This is a genomic window from Psychrobacter sp. N25K4-3-2 (assembly GCF_015351755.1).
GTDB lineage: Bacteria > Pseudomonadota > Gammaproteobacteria > Pseudomonadales > Moraxellaceae > Psychrobacter > Psychrobacter glaciei.
In genome coordinates this window covers 56,641-72,299 of sequence record NZ_JADKLX010000005.1, presented here as the reverse complement: position 1 = coordinate 72,299, position 15,659 = coordinate 56,641, and the positions used below count along the sequence as shown (strand labels likewise).

At 44.2% G+C, this 15,659-nt stretch carries 26 protein-coding genes; all 26 read left to right on the top strand.

Going from position 1 to position 15,659, the window contains the following annotated elements; all coding sequences use genetic code 11:
• Nucleotides 1–342 precede the first annotated feature (342 nt).
• The 26 genes from IOD06_RS11850 (at nt 343) to rplO (ending at nt 15,644) form a co-directional block, all read left to right on the top strand.
• On the top strand, nt 343–1,371 hold the full coding sequence (locus tag IOD06_RS11850) for a rod shape-determining protein (protein WP_010196659.1): 1,029 nt from the start codon (nt 343–345) through the stop codon (nt 1,369–1,371).
• A 284-nt stretch (nt 1,372–1,655) separates the two neighbouring features.
• A complete protein-coding gene (gene mreC / locus IOD06_RS11845) occupies nt 1,656–2,522 on the top strand; it encodes a rod shape-determining protein MreC (RefSeq protein ID WP_010196660.1) in 867 nt (288 codons plus the stop codon).
• 136 nt (nt 2,523–2,658) lie between these two features.
• Nucleotides 2,659–3,144 carry a rod shape-determining protein MreD gene (gene mreD / locus IOD06_RS11840; protein ID WP_194621027.1) on the top strand — a complete coding sequence of 162 codons (486 nt, stop codon included), beginning with the start codon at nt 2,659–2,661 and terminating at the stop codon, nt 3,142–3,144.
• 161 nt (nt 3,145–3,305) lie between these two features.
• On the top strand, nt 3,306–3,971 hold the full coding sequence (locus tag IOD06_RS11835) for a nucleoside triphosphate pyrophosphatase (RefSeq protein ID WP_194621026.1): 666 nt from the start codon (nt 3,306–3,308) through the stop codon (nt 3,969–3,971).
• A 171-nt stretch (nt 3,972–4,142) separates the two neighbouring features.
• The gene (locus IOD06_RS11830; RefSeq protein WP_194621025.1) at nt 4,143–5,753 is read left to right on the top strand and encodes an Rne/Rng family ribonuclease; all 1,611 of its coding nucleotides are present in this window, start codon (nt 4,143–4,145) and stop codon (nt 5,751–5,753) included.
• 407 nt (nt 5,754–6,160) lie between these two features.
• Complete coding sequence (gene rpsJ, locus IOD06_RS11825; RefSeq protein ID WP_010196670.1) at nt 6,161–6,472, top strand: 30S ribosomal protein S10; 312 nt, start codon at nt 6,161–6,163, stop codon at nt 6,470–6,472.
• A 48-nt stretch (nt 6,473–6,520) separates the two neighbouring features.
• Nucleotides 6,521–7,159, top strand: coding sequence for a 50S ribosomal protein L3 (gene rplC / locus IOD06_RS11820; protein WP_010196672.1), 639 nt, complete (start codon nt 6,521–6,523; stop codon nt 7,157–7,159).
• Between the two features lie 14 nt (nt 7,160–7,173).
• The gene (rplD, locus tag IOD06_RS11815; RefSeq protein WP_010196673.1) at nt 7,174–7,776 is read left to right on the top strand and encodes a 50S ribosomal protein L4; all 603 of its coding nucleotides are present in this window, start codon (nt 7,174–7,176) and stop codon (nt 7,774–7,776) included.
• A complete protein-coding gene (rplW, locus tag IOD06_RS11810; protein ID WP_010196677.1) occupies nt 7,773–8,123 on the top strand; it encodes a 50S ribosomal protein L23 in 351 nt (116 codons plus the stop codon). Before rplD ends, rplW begins: the two co-directional genes overlap by 4 nt.
• A gap of 11 nt (nt 8,124–8,134) precedes the next feature.
• A complete protein-coding gene (gene rplB / locus IOD06_RS11805) occupies nt 8,135–8,962 on the top strand; it encodes a 50S ribosomal protein L2 (protein WP_010196679.1) in 828 nt (275 codons plus the stop codon).
• Nucleotides 8,963–8,974: 12 nt separating this feature from the next.
• Nucleotides 8,975–9,250 carry a 30S ribosomal protein S19 gene (gene rpsS, locus IOD06_RS11800; RefSeq protein WP_010196682.1) on the top strand — a complete coding sequence of 92 codons (276 nt, stop codon included), beginning with the start codon at nt 8,975–8,977 and terminating at the stop codon, nt 9,248–9,250.
• Between the two features lie 10 nt (nt 9,251–9,260).
• A complete protein-coding gene (rplV, locus tag IOD06_RS11795; protein WP_010196689.1) occupies nt 9,261–9,590 on the top strand; it encodes a 50S ribosomal protein L22 in 330 nt (109 codons plus the stop codon).
• A gap of 3 nt (nt 9,591–9,593) precedes the next feature.
• Nucleotides 9,594–10,322, top strand: coding sequence for a 30S ribosomal protein S3 (gene rpsC, locus IOD06_RS11790; protein ID WP_010196691.1), 729 nt, complete (start codon nt 9,594–9,596; stop codon nt 10,320–10,322).
• A 3-nt stretch (nt 10,323–10,325) separates the two neighbouring features.
• Nucleotides 10,326–10,739 (top strand): 50S ribosomal protein L16, encoded by a 414-nt coding sequence (gene rplP, locus IOD06_RS11785; protein ID WP_010196693.1) that lies wholly within the window; start codon nt 10,326–10,328, stop codon nt 10,737–10,739.
• A complete protein-coding gene (gene rpmC, locus IOD06_RS11780; protein ID WP_010196696.1) occupies nt 10,739–10,936 on the top strand; it encodes a 50S ribosomal protein L29 in 198 nt (65 codons plus the stop codon). Before rplP ends, rpmC begins: the two co-directional genes overlap by 1 nt.
• Nucleotides 10,933–11,205: a 30S ribosomal protein S17 gene (gene rpsQ, locus IOD06_RS11775; RefSeq protein ID WP_010196699.1), complete on the top strand. Its 273-nt coding sequence runs from the start codon at nt 10,933–10,935 to the stop codon at nt 11,203–11,205. The genes rpmC and rpsQ overlap by 4 nt, the downstream gene beginning before the upstream one ends.
• Before the next feature lie 181 nt (nt 11,206–11,386).
• A complete protein-coding gene (gene rplN, locus IOD06_RS11770) occupies nt 11,387–11,755 on the top strand; it encodes a 50S ribosomal protein L14 (protein ID WP_010196702.1) in 369 nt (122 codons plus the stop codon).
• 8 nt (nt 11,756–11,763) lie between these two features.
• The gene (gene rplX / locus IOD06_RS11765) at nt 11,764–12,081 is read left to right on the top strand and encodes a 50S ribosomal protein L24 (protein ID WP_010196703.1); all 318 of its coding nucleotides are present in this window, start codon (nt 11,764–11,766) and stop codon (nt 12,079–12,081) included.
• Nucleotides 12,082–12,102: 21 nt separating this feature from the next.
• Nucleotides 12,103–12,639, top strand: coding sequence for a 50S ribosomal protein L5 (gene rplE / locus IOD06_RS11760; protein ID WP_010196704.1), 537 nt, complete (start codon nt 12,103–12,105; stop codon nt 12,637–12,639).
• 12 nt (nt 12,640–12,651) lie between these two features.
• Nucleotides 12,652–12,957 carry a 30S ribosomal protein S14 gene (gene rpsN / locus IOD06_RS11755; RefSeq protein WP_010196705.1) on the top strand — a complete coding sequence of 102 codons (306 nt, stop codon included), beginning with the start codon at nt 12,652–12,654 and terminating at the stop codon, nt 12,955–12,957.
• A gap of 11 nt (nt 12,958–12,968) precedes the next feature.
• On the top strand, nt 12,969–13,367 hold the full coding sequence (gene rpsH / locus IOD06_RS11750; RefSeq protein ID WP_010196706.1) for a 30S ribosomal protein S8: 399 nt from the start codon (nt 12,969–12,971) through the stop codon (nt 13,365–13,367).
• 223 nt (nt 13,368–13,590) lie between these two features.
• Nucleotides 13,591–14,124 (top strand): 50S ribosomal protein L6, encoded by a 534-nt coding sequence (rplF, locus tag IOD06_RS11745; protein ID WP_010196707.1) that lies wholly within the window; start codon nt 13,591–13,593, stop codon nt 14,122–14,124.
• An 11-nt stretch (nt 14,125–14,135) separates the two neighbouring features.
• Nucleotides 14,136–14,486, top strand: a complete 351-nt coding sequence (gene rplR / locus IOD06_RS11740) for a 50S ribosomal protein L18 (RefSeq protein WP_010196708.1) — start codon at nt 14,136–14,138, stop codon at nt 14,484–14,486.
• Nucleotides 14,487–14,488: 2 nt separating this feature from the next.
• Nucleotides 14,489–15,004: a 30S ribosomal protein S5 gene (gene rpsE, locus IOD06_RS11735; protein ID WP_010196711.1), complete on the top strand. Its 516-nt coding sequence runs from the start codon at nt 14,489–14,491 to the stop codon at nt 15,002–15,004.
• Nucleotides 15,005–15,024: 20 nt separating this feature from the next.
• The gene (gene rpmD, locus IOD06_RS11730; RefSeq protein ID WP_010196714.1) at nt 15,025–15,204 is read left to right on the top strand and encodes a 50S ribosomal protein L30; all 180 of its coding nucleotides are present in this window, start codon (nt 15,025–15,027) and stop codon (nt 15,202–15,204) included.
• Nucleotides 15,204–15,644, top strand: coding sequence for a 50S ribosomal protein L15 (gene rplO, locus IOD06_RS11725; RefSeq protein ID WP_010196716.1), 441 nt, complete (start codon nt 15,204–15,206; stop codon nt 15,642–15,644). The genes rpmD and rplO overlap by 1 nt, the downstream gene beginning before the upstream one ends.
• The last annotated feature ends 15 nt before the right edge of the window (nt 15,645–15,659 follow it).

The window sequence follows — 15,659 nt, the reverse complement described above, 5'->3', positions numbered from 1 at the left end:
TAGGCAAAACTATCATTTGCCTGTAGAGCCTTGTTAGTTATTGAATTAAATGATGTTTCATTAGATCGAATGGTATTCACTGCCATTTCAAACTTTGTAACAACTTTTAGCGTTTAAGATCAAAATCCTGCCTTACTGATGCAAATACCTGTGTTTTTTTTGAGCTAAATCGGTATAATTTAGCTCAGTTTTGTCATTTCATCATTATTGCTTAGGTTTGACTTGTTGCGATGCACCAATTTCGCCACAGTTGATGTCTAACGACGACCTGCTCAACACTGACGAGTAACCCTCTCAGTCACTCTCATTCGCCTCATTCGTAAGACGCTGGATATATTAGTCATGAACCTGTTTGGATTTTTATCAAATAATATCGCTATCGACCTTGGTACTGCGAACACTTTAATTTTTATTCCTAATAAAGGCGTGGTGCTCGATGAGCCTACGGTGGTCGCGCTACGAAGCAATCGTACCCATAACCCTACCGTTGCTGCGGTTGGCATCGATGCCAAGCAGATGCTTGGTCGTACGCCTGCCAATATCACGGCGATTCGTCCCCTAAAAGACGGCGTGATTGCTGACTTTGAAGTGACCCAAAAAATGCTTAAGCACTTTATCGGCAAGGTAAAGGCGAAGCGTTTTATGGCACAGCCCAACGTGGTCGTTTGTGTGCCATGCAAATCAACTCTCGTTGAACGCAAAGCCATCCGTGAAGCCGTATCATCAGCGGGCGCAAGCAAAGTGCTATTGCTAGAAGAGCCGATGGCCGCTGCTATTGGTGCTGGCATGCCAGTGCATGAAGCGAGTGGCTCAATGGTGGTCGATATCGGTGGTGGTACAACTGAGATTGCGGTTATTGCTCTATCAGGTTGCGTGTATGCCGAGTCGATTCGTATCGGTGGCGACATATTTGATGAAGCCATCATCACCCATGTACGCCGTACCCACGGTTGTGTGATTGGTGAAACCACTGCTGAGCGTATCAAAAAAGAAGTAGGCTCGGCCCTGAATGAAGACAGTCAATTAGAAGTCGAAGTTCGTGGTCGTAGCATGGCAGAAGGCGTGCCAAAGACCTTTACGGTCAATTCAGAAGAAGTGCAAAAAGCGTTAAGCGACCCACTAAGCGGTATTGTCAGTGCGGTAAAAGCAGCACTTGAGCAAACTCCACCTGAGCTGTCATCAGATATTGCCGAGCGTGGTATTGTCTTGACCGGTGGCGGTGCATTGTTGCGTGATTTAGACAAGCTGATTTCAAGAGAGACGGGTTTGCCAGTGACAGTCGCTGACGATCCATTGACTTGCGTCAGTCGTGGTGGCGGTATCGCCCTCGACTTTATCAATAATAAAAGCTTAAATATGATTTTTGTTTAAGTGACCATTTGTTTAAGTAGCTTTTTATTTAAATGAACATCAGTTGCTGTTAACCGTGATTTTTTACAAGCATGCTTCAGTGACGGTTAACACGATTGTCAAACATTCGATTTAACGATAAAAGTAAATAACGATAAAGGTAGCCAGTTGCGCTGCCTTTAATCATATTACTAATTGCCAGCTACAAGCATCGCCACTAAATGCTGATAACGATGAGATCATTAAACATTGTTATAACTAGCGCTAGGTATTGCTCACATTAGAAAACCTTAATTAGATGACTTATGACGCCAAGTATTTTTGCACGCCAGCCATTAGCACTTCGTAAGGCTGCTATTGTATTGATAGTAGCGTTGATAATGATGTGGTTCGATAGCAAAAATCCGGAATGGTTCAGTCCTGTACGCAATACCAGCCATGCCGCTATGCAGCCTATCTATGAATTGTCACTATTGCCAAGCTATGCTAAGCATTGGGCAAGTGGCAGCTTACAATCAAAAGAAGCGCTACGCCGCGAAAACATGCAATTAAAATCGCAGTTGATTCACGCGCAGGCCAAGCTCCAGCAGCAAGATTATATTTTGGCACAAAATGCGCGCTTGCAAGGCATCTTGTCGACTACCAAACCTGAACAGTTTGAGCTAAATTTGGCACAGGTTATCGGTACAGACACCAATTTACTTCGCCAAATCGTCGTGCTTAATAAAGGCGCGCAAGATGGCGTGCAAGTCGGTCAAACGGTCATCGACGAAGATGGCATATTGGGTCAGATTATCAATGTTTATCCCAATACCAGTCGCTTACTGCTCATTACTGATGAGCAGCAGTCGGTAGCAGTAACGGTTAAACGTACGGGTCAGCGGGCGATTGTGACGGGTCAAGGAATACCCACTTCTTTAAGCCTCAATTATGTCTTCAAAACCTCAGACGTGCGCGTGGGTGACGAGCTGGTTTCTTCAGGTTTAGGTGGCCGCATTCCAGCAGGCTATCGAGTCGGTCGGATCGCTCATGTCAAAGACACGCAAGCAGATAACTTCAGAAGTATTGAAGTCACGCCAGCGGCAAATTTTATCGATAATGCCTATGTATTAGTGCTTCAAGACAAGCTGATAGATAAAAGTAATGTGGGTTTCGATAGTAATGGCGGCTGATATTCAATTTATACATCGCTAACCACTTTGCCGGGCTCGCTCTATAGTGTCTTCACCCATACCTTTTTAGTGATGTTTTTTCAGCTAAATAGACGTTCAAATGGCCGCCACCAAACACTCGCTAAGGTAGGTATTCATGACGTATTCTGACTCTAGGCACCCAATCGGGATCTTGCTCATTGCGATTGTTACCAGCTTTGTCGTTGCCTCATCGCTCAATGTCTATCCATTAAGTCCTAGTATGGCTACCTTGCGTCCCATGATTATGATCATGGTGCTGATTTTTTGGCTGCTGTTTCAGCCACGTTACGTTGGTATCTTTACCGCGTTTACCATTGGTTTAGCGGCAGACCTTTTGATGGACACCCATTTAGGTCAGCAAGCTTTTGCTGCTGTGATGGTGGCACTTGTTATCAAGATCAGTAGCATTTATGTCAGAAAGTTAAATACTGTCAATGCTTGGCTTATCGCTTCATTAGGCTTGCTGCTGTTTCAACTGAGTTTGTGGATGCTACAGATGTTTATCCAAAACATTTTTGTCGCGCAGTCTGCCTTTTCCTTATTGATGAGTATAGTCAGCTGGCCTCTAGTGCTCTTAGTGTTACGAAAATTTGCGCGTTAATCAATTCAGTTACTACCTCAATAATTTCTTTTGAGAGCCTTTCTGTTATTAGTAGTGTTAATGTGATTGGCAGTAGAATTTATGCTCAACATGAAAGCTGCCAATCCTGAAAGTCTCTGTGCCTTTGATAATTAATATGATCATAAAATAAGAGAATAGCGATGGATATTATTTTAGCCTCTGGTTCACCGCGTCGTCGGGAGTTGCTCGCTAGAGCGCAGTTGGATTTTACGGTCATGAGCGTCGATATCGATGAAACACCACAAGATAATGAGCTACCAAAAAACTATATTGAGCGTATGGTCGCTGCCAAAGCGGCTGCCGCAGTACAACAGCTAAATGACACCGTTGAAAAAAACAAAGACAATCTCGCTGAGCAGCTTATTATTTTGACCTCTGATACCATTGGTGTGCTACCAGATGGTCAGACGGTACTGGTAAAACCAGCCGATCGCGAGCACGCTTATCGTATGTGGCAGCAAATGTCAGATAATACCCATGAAGTATGGACGGCAGTACAAGCTACCCATGTATCCTTAGTTTCTACGCACACTCATACAGAAAACCATGAGCCAGTATTCCAAGTCGTCAAGCAACAACAACTCACCGAACGTACGGCAGTCACCTTTATACCTCTGACGACGGAGATGATGAGCTGTTATTGGGAGAGTGGCGAACCTGCTGATAAAGCAGGTGGCTACGGTATTCAAGGTTTGGGTGCTGCCTGGGTTAGCCGTATCAATGGTAGCTATACCAATGTCGTCGGCTTGCCGCTTTCGCAAACGCTGGCATTGCTTAAAGATATTCTAAATACTGGCACTCGTTAAAAAGCCACAATGGTAGAGCAGCCCTGGTCAATGCGCTAAAAGCCCGCCGTTCATTGTCTGCACATAACGACACGCTAGGGTAATGGGCAAGAGCAAGTTGCATTTGTTACACTGTAAATCTAATAGACGATGACTGTCTAACAAGAAAGCTGAAAGATAAGAGAAAACATTATGTCCGAAGAGCTGCTGATTAATATTAGTCCAATGGAGTCGCGTGTCGCCGTGCTAGACAACGGCATTTTGGGCGAGATCTATATTGAGCGACATCACAAACTGGGTTTGGTTGGTAATATCTATCTGGGTACTGTTGTGCGTGTCCTTCCGGGTATGCAAGCGGCCTTTGTTGATATCGGTCAGTCACGGACAGCGTTTTTACATGTCAATGATATGCAGCGCGAGCCTCGCCCAATAGTAGAAAGAAAAAATAAAGCACCTGAGGAGAGTAAGAAGGAGGCAAATACGAATACAGACAACACTGTGGTGGAAAACGGTGTTGATAGTTTAGACGTCAGCCCGCCAGTGGTCAGTGCGCAAAGTACCGATGTCGTTCCTGTTTCTAAAACCCTTATCCAGCACCGCTTGCATGAAAGCCAACGTATTCTTGTCCAAGTGACAAAAGACCAATTGGGCAGTAAAGGCGCTCGCCTTACCACCAACGTCTCTCTGCCGTCGCGCTATCTGGTATATTTGCCATCGAGTGATCATATCGGCATATCACAGCGTATCGATGGCGAAGAAGAGCGTAACCGTCTCAAGACTGAGCTAAATAGTTTGATGCAAACCGTCAACCTAAAAGGTGGGCTGATTGCTCGTACAGCTGCCGAGCGTGTGCCTGTTGATAAACTAGAAGAAGACATTTATTATTTGTTACAGCTTTGGCGGACTATCTGCGCGCGTCGTCAGGAAATCAATCATCATCAAAGCTCAGAGCTTATTTACCAAGAGTTGGCTCTGCCACTACGCTCGATTCGTGACCTAGTACATACCGATACCGCAAAAGTCGTCATTGATAATGCACAAATCTACGAGCAAGTCAGGCATTTCGCTAAAGAGTTCGTGCCTTTCGTCTATGATCGAATTGTGCATTATACCGCGGAGCAATCTTTATTTGACGTTCATCGGGTTGAAGACGATTTACGTGATGCTTTAAAACGTCGCGTTGACTTAAAGTCAGGTGGCTACTTAATTATTGACCAGACCGAAGCGATGACCACGATTGATGTCAACACAGGTTCTTTTGTTGGTGGACGTTCATTAGAAGATACGGTTTACAAAACCAACTTAGAAGCCACTCATGCCATCGCTCGACAGCTGCGTTTGCGCAATCTTGGCGGTATTATTATCCTAGACTTCATTGATATGTTGGAGCAGCAGCATAAAGATGACGTGCTGGAGAGTTTACAGTCGCAACTGGCACAAGACTATGCCAAGACGAAGATTACCCAAGTCAGTGAACTTGGTTTGGTAGAGATGACTCGTAAACGTACTCGTGAATCGCTAGGGCAGCAGTTGTGTGAGCCGTGTTCAACTTGTCAAGGCCGCGGCTTTGTCAAAACCGCTGAAACCGTTTGCTTTGAGATATTCCGTGAAATCATGCGCTGTGCTCGTACCTATAATTCTCCTAAGAAGTTTACGGTGGTTGCCCATGCCGCAGTCATTGATTTATTACTCACCTCAGAGTCGGATACGGTAGCAGATTTAGAGTATCTGCTGGGTAGGGTGATTACTTTTGATGTCGAAAATCTCTATACCCAAGAGCAGTATGATATTGTTCTAGACTAATGGTTTGCCCATCACTAAGATATTTAACGCGAATTATCGACTACAAGTGACATTGTTTATAAAGCCTAATATCTTGAAATGCCATAGATATTGCTCTTGCAATGACTGAAATACTATGTATAATATATACCACTGAATTATATATGCGCAGCCAATCAAACAGCTGGCGCTATGACAGCTAGAGCATCGTTTCTAGCACTATTTCATTATGCCTTTGCTGACATCCTATTATGGAAGGGTCGGCGGGGCTTTAAACTATTTTGCTTTTGGCACGCTACAAGTTCGGATAAAGAACTCATTCTGGTTAAGAACAGAAGGCAGCTTTAAGTAAATATTTAACCAAACGGCTTTTGGTCATATCTTTGCAAAGCAAGAATGACGAAAGCACATATTAGGAGCTTGCTGGCATGGCTAACCAGAGAATCCGTATCCGTCTTAAGTCTTTTGATCATCGTCTGATTGATCAATCTGCACAAGAGATTGTTGATACTGCAAAGCGCACCGGTGCGCAAGTTTGTGGTCCTGTACCGTTGCCGACTCGCATTGAGCGCTTCAACGTTCTAACTTCACCACACGTAAACAAAGACGCTCGTGATCAGTACGAAATCCGTACTCATAAGCGTATGGTTGACATTGTTCAACCTACCGATAAAACTGTGGATGCGCTAATGAAGCTTGACTTAGCGGCGGGTGTTGACGTTCAAATTGCTTTGGGTTAATGCACATAAACACCCAACCCATTAATATAAGATATAAAGAGGTCTAAAATGGCGATCGGTTTAGTCGGTAAAAAATGCGGCATGACCCGTGTCTTCACTGAAGCAGGCGCATCTATCCCTGTAACAGTGGTTGAGATCAGTGCTAACCGCATTACTCAAGTAAAAAATACTGATGTAGATGGCTATCAAGCCATCCAAATCACCACAGGCACCCGTCGTGACAGCCGCGTAACAGCAGCTCAAAAAGGTCACTTCGCTAAAGCCGGCGTTGCCGCTGGTCGTGGTGTTTGGGAATTTCGTGCCAATGACAGCGATCTTGAAGGTCGTGAGATTGGTGGTGAGATCCTAGCTGACTTGTTTGAACAAGGTCAGATGGTTGATGTCACAGGAAACAGTAAAGGTAAAGGCTTTCAAGGCGGCGTGAAGCGTCACAACTTCAGCATGCAAGATGCCACTCATGGTAACTCAGTATCTCACCGTGCCATTGGTTCAACTGGTCAAAACCAGTCACCAGGTAAAGTCTTCAAAGGCAAAAAAATGCCAGGTCAGATGGGTAACAAACGCGTTACCGTTCAAGGCCTAGAAGTGATATCGGTTGATGTTGAAAATGGGTTACTTGTCATCAAGGGTGCTATCCCAGGTGCCACCGGTGGCGATGTCATCGTACGTCCGTCAGTCAAAGCCTAAGCAAGGGGATTAACGTGGATTTAAAAACAGTTACAGGGGCGGCAGTTGAGCTTTCTGATACGGCTTTCGGTCGTGAATTCAACGAAGCACTAGTGCATCAAGTCGTCACCGCATATCTTGCTGGTGCTCGCCAAGGTACACGCGCTCAAAAGACCCGTGCCGAAGTTTCTGGCGGTGGCATTAAGCCATGGCGCCAAAAAGGTACTGGTCGTGCTCGTGCAGGCTCTATTCGTAGTCCTATCTGGCGTGGGGGCGGACGCACATTTGCGGCCAAACCACAAGATTGGTCACAGAAAGTCAACCGTAAAATGTATCGCGGTGCTATGCAGTGTATCCTAGCCGAATTGATTCGCCAAGAGCGTTTGATCTTGGTTGAAGAGTTGAGCGTTTCTGGACCTAAGACTAAAGAGCTTATCGCAAAGTTAGGTGAGTTAAATGCATCACGTGCATTAATCGTCACCAAAGAAGTTGACGAAAACTTATACTTAGCTGCTCGAAACATCCCACATGTCAATGTACTTGATACAAGTGAAGTGGATCCAGTGAGCTTGATCGCTTTTGATAAAGTGATCATGACAGTCGAAGCTGCGAAACAATTTGAGGAAGCACTAGCATGAATAACGCAAGACTTTATCAGATCCTAAGAGGACCTGTATTCTCAGAGAAATCTCAAATGCTTGGCGACTCACTTGGTGTGCAGGTATTTAAAATTGACTCTAACGCTACTAAGTTAGAAGTTAAAAAAGCAGTTGAGATGATGTTTGAAGGTGTTGAAGTTTTAAAAGTAAACACATTGAACGTTAAAGGTAAGACAAAGCGTTTTGGTAAAAGTATCGGCCGTCGTAATGACTATAAAAAAGCCTATGTTACCTTAAAAGCTGGTCAAGATGTACAAATGGCTGATGCTGGTGAAGAGGTCGCGAATACGACTGCTTCTACTAGTGAAACAGCGAATAACGAATAAGGATTACACTCATGCCTATCGTAAGAGCAAAGCCAACATCACCAGGCCGTCGTTTTGTTGAAAAAGTAGTGCATCCACACCTTTATAAAGGTCGTCCGTTTGCAGCGCTTCTAGAATCAAAAAGCAAGACCGGTGGTCGTAACAATAATGGCCGTATCACTACTCGTCACATCGGCGGTGGTCATAAGCAACATTATCGTATTATTGATTTTAAACGTACTAAAGACAATATCCCAGCTACAGTAGAGCGTATTGAATACGATCCTAACCGTACTGCGCATATTGCTTTACTTAAGTACGCTGACGGCGAACGTCGTTATATTATCGCTGCTAAGAAACAAGTAGTTGGCGATACTGTAATGTCAGGTGAATTATCACCAATTCGTCCAGGTAACTGTTTACCGCTAAAAAACATACCACTAGGTACTGTGATCCATAATATCGAACTTAAAATCGGTAAAGGTGCACAGATGGCTCGTTCTGCGGGTGCTAGTGTTCAGTTGCTAGGTCGTGACGGTATTTATGCTATTCTACGTATGCGCTCTGGCGAAACACGCCGTGTACACGTGAATTGCCGTGCTGTTATTGGTGAAGTTTCTAACACTGAAAACAACTTGAAATCACTTGGTAAAGCTGGTGCTTCACGTTGGCGTGGTGTTCGTCCTTCTGTTCGTGGTGTCGCTATGAACCCGGTTGATCACCCACACGGTGGTGGTGAAGGTCGTAATAAAGGTCGCCATCCAACTAGCCCTTGGGGTCAGAAGTCTAAAGGACTTAAAACGCGTCACAATAAGCGTACTGACAACATGATCATCCGCCGCCGCGCCAAGAAGAAATAAAGGAAGAATTTCATGCCTCGTTCATTGAAAAAAGGTCCATTCATAGACGCGCACTTATTTGCTAAAGTTGAAAATGCATTAGACACCAACTCACGCAAACCAATTAAGACTTGGTCGCGCCGCTCGATGATTCTGCCACAAATGGTTGGCCTAACTTTATCTGTTCACAACGGCCGTACTCACGTACCGGTTATTGTAAGTGAGCAGATGGTTGGTCATAAACTAGGTGAATTTGCCCCGACTCGTACGTATCGTGGTCACGGCATTGACAAAAAAGCTAAGAGATAAGGTGCTTACCATGGAAGTAACTGCAAAATTACGCGGTGCCGCCATATCGGCACAAAAAGTTAGACTCGTTGCTGATGAAGTTCGTGGCAAATCTATCGAGCGTGCTTTGGATATCCTAACGTATAGTAATAAAAAAGGCGCTGTGTTTGTTAAGAAATGTCTTAACTCAGCCATCGCCAATGCCGAAAACAACAACGGTTTAGACATTGATACCCTTAAAGTATCAACCATCTACGTTGATGAAGGCATTACGCTAAAACGTATCCTACCACGTGCCAAAGGTCGCGCTGATCGTATCAGTAAGCGTACCTGTCACATCACTATAAAGGTAGGAGAATAAGTTATGGGTCAAAAAGTACATCCAATCGGAATTCGTCTTGGTGTTGTAAAAAAGCATAATGCAAATTGGTATGCTAACCCTAAACAATACTCAGAATACCTCATTAACGACATTCAAGTTCGTGAGTATCTACGCAAAAAGCTAGATAACGCTATGATCAGCAACATCATGATCGAGCGTCCTACTGGCGCCGCTAAGATTACCATCGCCACTGCGCGTCCTGGTATTGTTATCGGTAAGAAAGGCGAAGATATCGAAAGACTTCAAAAAGAATTGACCAAAATTATGGGCGTACCTGCTCAGGTCAACATTGAAGAAATCACGTCACCTGATCTTGATGCACGTTTGGTAGCAGACGGTATCGGAAGCCAGCTTGAGCGTCGTGTTATGTTCCGTCGTGCGATGAAACGCGCGGTTCAGAACAGCATGCGTTCTGGTGCTAAAGGTATTAAAGTTGAGCTGTCTGGTCGTCTTGGCGGTGCTGAGATTGCTCGTAGTGAGTGGTATCGTGAAGGCCGTGTGCCATTACATACACTTCGCGCTGATATTGACTATGCGTCAGTACGTGCAGAGACAACTTACGGCACCATCGGTGTAAAAGTTTGGATCTTCCGCGGAGAGATCCTTGACGGTATGAACAGTGTTTATAATCCCGTCAAAGAAGAGCAGACTCGTGCGCCAAAACGCCGTGGTCGCGGAAACGGAAACCGTCGAAACTCAGACAGAGGTTAAACTATGTTACAGCCAAAACGTACCAAGTTTCGTAAAATGCATAAAGGTCGTAACACTGGGCTAGCTCATCGTGGAAGCACCGTTGCATTCGGACAAATTGGTCTAAAATCATTGACGCGCGGTCGTATGACAGCCCGTCAAATCGAAGCAGCACGTCGTACCATCACTCGTAAAATTAAGCGTGGCGGTAAGATTTGGATTCGTGTATTCCCAGACAAGCCTATTACCAACAAGCCATTAGAAGTACGTATGGGTAAAGGTAAAGGTCCTGTTGAATATTGGGTATGCGAAATCAAACCTGGTAAAGTGCTATATGAAATTGAAGGGGTACCAGAAGAGCTTGCACGTGAAGCTTTCACGCTTGCTGCAGCAAAACTGCCCTTTAAAACTACCATTGTTAAGCGGACGATAATGTAATGAAGATCAGTGAATTACGTGATAAATCATTAGAAGAACTGACCCAGTTACTTGATGAAAAGCAACTTGATGCTTTCCGTATTCGTATGGCTAAAGCAACTGGTCAGTTGGGTAATACCCATGAAGTCAGAGGCAATCGTCGCACGATTGCTCAGATTCAGACTTTGATTAACGAGAAACAACGAGGCGACTCATGAGCGATAACAATCAAACAGCTAATGCTAGCGTATTGACAGGAAGAGTTGTCAGCGACAAGATGGACAAGTCCATCACAGTTTTGATTGAACGTCTTGTACGTCATCCTTTGTATGGCAAGCAGCTTCGTCGTTCTACAAAAATCAAAGCTCATGATGAGAATAACGTTTGCCAACAAGGCGACCTTGTCCGCATCAAAGAAACGCGTCCAATCTCAAAAACCAAGTCTTGGACTTTGGTTGATGTGGTTGAAAAAGTAGAAAAAATCTAAGTAAATTGCATTAAAAGCCAGAAGCTGTTAAAATAGCCGCCTTTTTAAGGATGCTGATTGCGCCGAGCGTATATCACTCACATTAAGAGTAGCAGCGGTTATTTATATTAAAATGCCGACTACTCATACTGTGCTAGCGGCAGCAACTGGTTTTTATTGCTCATACGTGTGGAGTAACGCTATGATTCAGGTTGAGTCAATGCTGGAAGTTGCAGACAATAGCGGTGCAAGGCGAGTTCAGTGCATTAAAGTACTGGGTGGCTCTCATCGTCGTTATGCATCAGTTGGCGACATTATTAAAGTAACGGTTAAAGAAGCCATTCCTCGCGGTCGTGTTAAAAAAGGCGACGTGATGAATGCGGTAGTTGTACGTACCAAAAAAGGCGTTCGTCGTCCTGATGGTTCTGTTCTGCGTTTTGATGACAATGCTGCGGTATTGTTGAACCAAAACAAAGCACCGATTGCAACTCGTATTTTTGGACCGGTAACTCGTGAACTACGTGGTGATCAGTTTATGAAAATTGTATCCCTAGCACCAGAAGTATTGTGAGGTAATCCATGTCAAAATTACGTAAAGGCGATACAGTTATCGTGATTGCTGGTAAAGATAAAGGCAAACAAGGTACTGTACAAGCTGTAAAAAACGATCGTATTAAAGTTGAAGGCATTAATATTGTTACTAAACATCAGAAGCCAAATCAGGCAACTGGCGTTGAAGGTGGCATTCTTAAGCAAGAAGCTTTTCTGCATATCTCAAATGTCGCAATATTAAATGCGCAAACCCAAAAAGCTGATCGTATTACTTATCAATTCGGCGAAGACGGCAACAAACAACGCGTCTATCGTTCGAACGGTGAAGTAGTGGCGACTGCGTAAGACACTAAGGGTGTAATGGTAATGGCAAGATTAAAATCTTTATATAACGATGAACTAAAGCAGCAAATCAAAGAAGACCTTGGTTTAGCGAATGTGATGCAAGTGCCTAAAATCACTAAAATCACACTTAACATGGGTGTAGGCGGCGCGTCTCAAGACAAGAAATTGCTTGAAGGTGCGGTAGCTGATATGACCGCGATTGCTGGTCAAAAACCTGTGGTCACTAAAGCGCGTAAATCAGTTGCTGGCTTTAAGATTCGTGAAGAATGGCCAATTGGCTGTAAAGTAACGCTACGCGGTGAGCAAATGTACGAATTTTTAGATCGTCTCATTGCCATTGCAATTCCTCGTATTCGAGATTTCCGCGGTTTTTCACCTAAAGCCTTTGACGGACGTGGTAACTACTCATTGGGTATCAAAGAACAAATCGTATTCCCAGAAGTAGACTTTGACAAAATTGATCGTATCCGCGGTATGGATGTGACAATCACCACGTCAGCTGGTAATGATGAAGAAGGTCGTGCGTTACTCAAAGCATTCGGCTTCCCATTTAAATAAGGTAAAGACGTTATGGCAAAGAAGAGCATGATTAACCGCGAATTAAAGCGCGAAAAAATGGTTGCTAAATATGCTGAAAAGCGTATCAAGCTAAAAGAAACTATCAGTGATATGACTGCAAGTGACGAAACTCGTATGGAAGCGATGCTAGAGCTACAAGCTCTTCCACGCAATTCATCACCAGTACGTCTGCGCAATCGTTGTGCTATCACCGGTCGTCCTCACGGTTACTTCCGCAAGTTTGGCTTATCACGCAATATGCTGCGTGAGCGTGTCATGCAAGGCGATGTGCCTGGTGTTCGTAAAGCAAGCTGGTAAGGAGTAACTATATGAGTATGCAAGATACCGTTGGGGATATGCTAACCCGTATTCGTAACGCACAAATGGCTAACAAAGTATCGGTAGCAATGCCGAGCTCTAAATTACGTAAATCAATTGCTGATTTACTGGTTAGCGAAGGTTATGTAGCGAACGCTGTTGTTACTGAACAAGACAACAATAAAGCCACATTGACTATTGAACTGAAATACTTCGAAGGCAAAGCTGTCATCGAAACTATCCAACGTTTTAGCCGTCCTGGTTTACGCCAGCATCGCGGTAAAGACGCTATCCCTACTGTTAAGCAAGGTATGGGTGTTGCTATCGTATCGACTAGCCAAGGTATCATGAGCGATCGTGCTGCACGCGCTGCTGGTATCGGTGGTGAAATCGTTGCATTCGTTGCCTAATTAGCATTTATGCTATTGGTGATGAGACGACAAAGTCTACTTGAACCCCTTTTAGCTTTTGTAAGTCCATAATGATTTGCAATGAGCTTGAAGAAAGCTAAGCATTTGAAGTTGATAAAATTGAATGGTGCTTAATGGGAACAACTATGCTAAACTAGCAGGCTTTTTAGCCTGTTAGTTTTTTCGCTAATATAAAGAAGTTAATTTTTTAAGGAATATTCCTATGTCTCGTGTGGCTAAAGCCCCAGTGACGCTGCCAAACGGCGTAAGCGTTACTTTGAACGATCGGCAGGTCGAAGTGAAAGGCAAGAACGGCAATTTGTCTTTACGCCTGCATGAATTGGTCGAGCTGAAACAGGAAGATGATGCGATCATTTTCTCACCTACAGTCGATTCAAAAGAAGCCATGATGCACACTGGCACCATGCGCGCCCTGCTTAACAATTATGTTACTGGCGTGAATGAAGGCTTTGAAAGACGTCTTCAATTAATTGGTGTTGGTTATCGCGCGCAAGCTACTGGTAATAAAGTAACGCTAAACGTTGGTTACTCTCATCCAGTAGAATATACGCTACCTGAAGGTGTGTCAGCTGAAACCCCAACGCAAACTGAAATTGTTTTGAAATCAAACAATAAGCAGCAGCTTGGTCAAGCAGCGGCTAATATCCGTGGTTTCCGCCCACCAGAGCCTTATAAAGGCAAAGGTATTCGTTATAGCGACGAACATGTGGTTCGCAAAGAAGCTAAGAAAAAATAAGGTGAGTTGAAATGTTTGATAAAAAAGCAGCTCGTCTGCGTCGAGCTAAGAAAACCCGCGCGCATATCCGTCATTTAGGCGTACATCGCTTAACGGTTAATCGCACGCCAAAGCACATCTATGCCCAGATTATCTCTCCGAACGGTGGTGAAGTGATTGCTCAGGCATCTACCTTAGACGGCAGCTTGCGCTCAGGCGCGACTGGCAACGCTGATGCAGCGACGTCTGTAGGCCAAATGATCGCAGAACGCGCAAAAGCAGCTGGGGTTACTAAAGTTGCCTTTGACCGTAGTGGTTTTAAATATCATGGTCGAGTTAAAGCTTTAGCTGAAGCAGCTCGCGAAAACGGATTGGAGTTTTAATCATGGCTAGAAATGATAAAAATGATAAAAATGAGCAAACAGACGGTTTAGTAGAACGCTTAGTTACCGTTGACCGCGTCGCAAAAGTAGTTAAAGGTGGTCGTATTTTCTCTTTCACCGCATTAACTGTTGTTGGTGATGGCAATGGTCGTGTTGGTTTTGGTCGTGGTAAAGCACGTGAAGTGCCAGCTGCTATTCAAAAAGCGCTAGAAGCTGCCAAACGCAATATGATTACTGTTGAGCTAAACGATGCAACTTTGTATCATCCGATCAAAGCACGTCATGGTGCTAGTAAAGTCTACATGCAGCCTGCATCTGAAGGTACTGGCGTAATCGCTGGTGGCGCAATGCGTGCTGTGTTAGAAGTTGCTGGTGTCAAAGATGTTTTGACTAAATGTTATGGTTCTACCAATACTGCTAACGTGGTTCGCGCTACGTTTAACGGTTTACGTGATATGTCAACTCCAGAGAAGATGGCAGCAAAACGTGGTAAATCTGTAGACGAAATCTTGGGTTAACTTAGACTAGGTGAGTTACGATGAAAAAAATGAAAGTCACTCAATTTAAATCGGGTGCCCATCGCCTAAAGAGCCACAAAGCGAGCTTGAAAGGATTGGGTTTACGCCGTATTAATCATACTGTTGAAGTAGAAGATACTCCTTCAACCCGTGGTATGGTCAATCGCGTCAACTACATGGTAAAAGTGGAGGAAGCGTAATGGGTCTTAGATTAAATGAATTATCACCAGGTGTTGGCGCAAAGAAAACTGCCCAACGTCGTGGTCGTGGTATCGGTTCAGGTCTTGGTAAGACTGGTGGTCGTGGTGTAAAAGGTCAGAAATCTCGTTCAGGTTCTAGCATACGCTCAGGATTTGAAGGTGGTCAAATGCCTTTATATCGCCGTCTACCAAAATTTGGTTTTACCAGTAGAATGGCAATGACGACTGCTGAAGTCCGTCTGTCTGAATTGAATAAAATTGAAGGCGATGTGGTCAGCATTGAAACACTTAAAGCTGCTAATCTTATCCGTCATGATATGAAGCGTGCTCGTGTAATGTTGTCAGGCGAAGTGACTAAAGCTTATACCTTTAAAGGTATTAAAGTGACTAAAGGCGCTAAGCAAGCAATCGAAGCTGCTGGTGGTAGCATCGAGGAGTAGTAACGTGTCAAAACA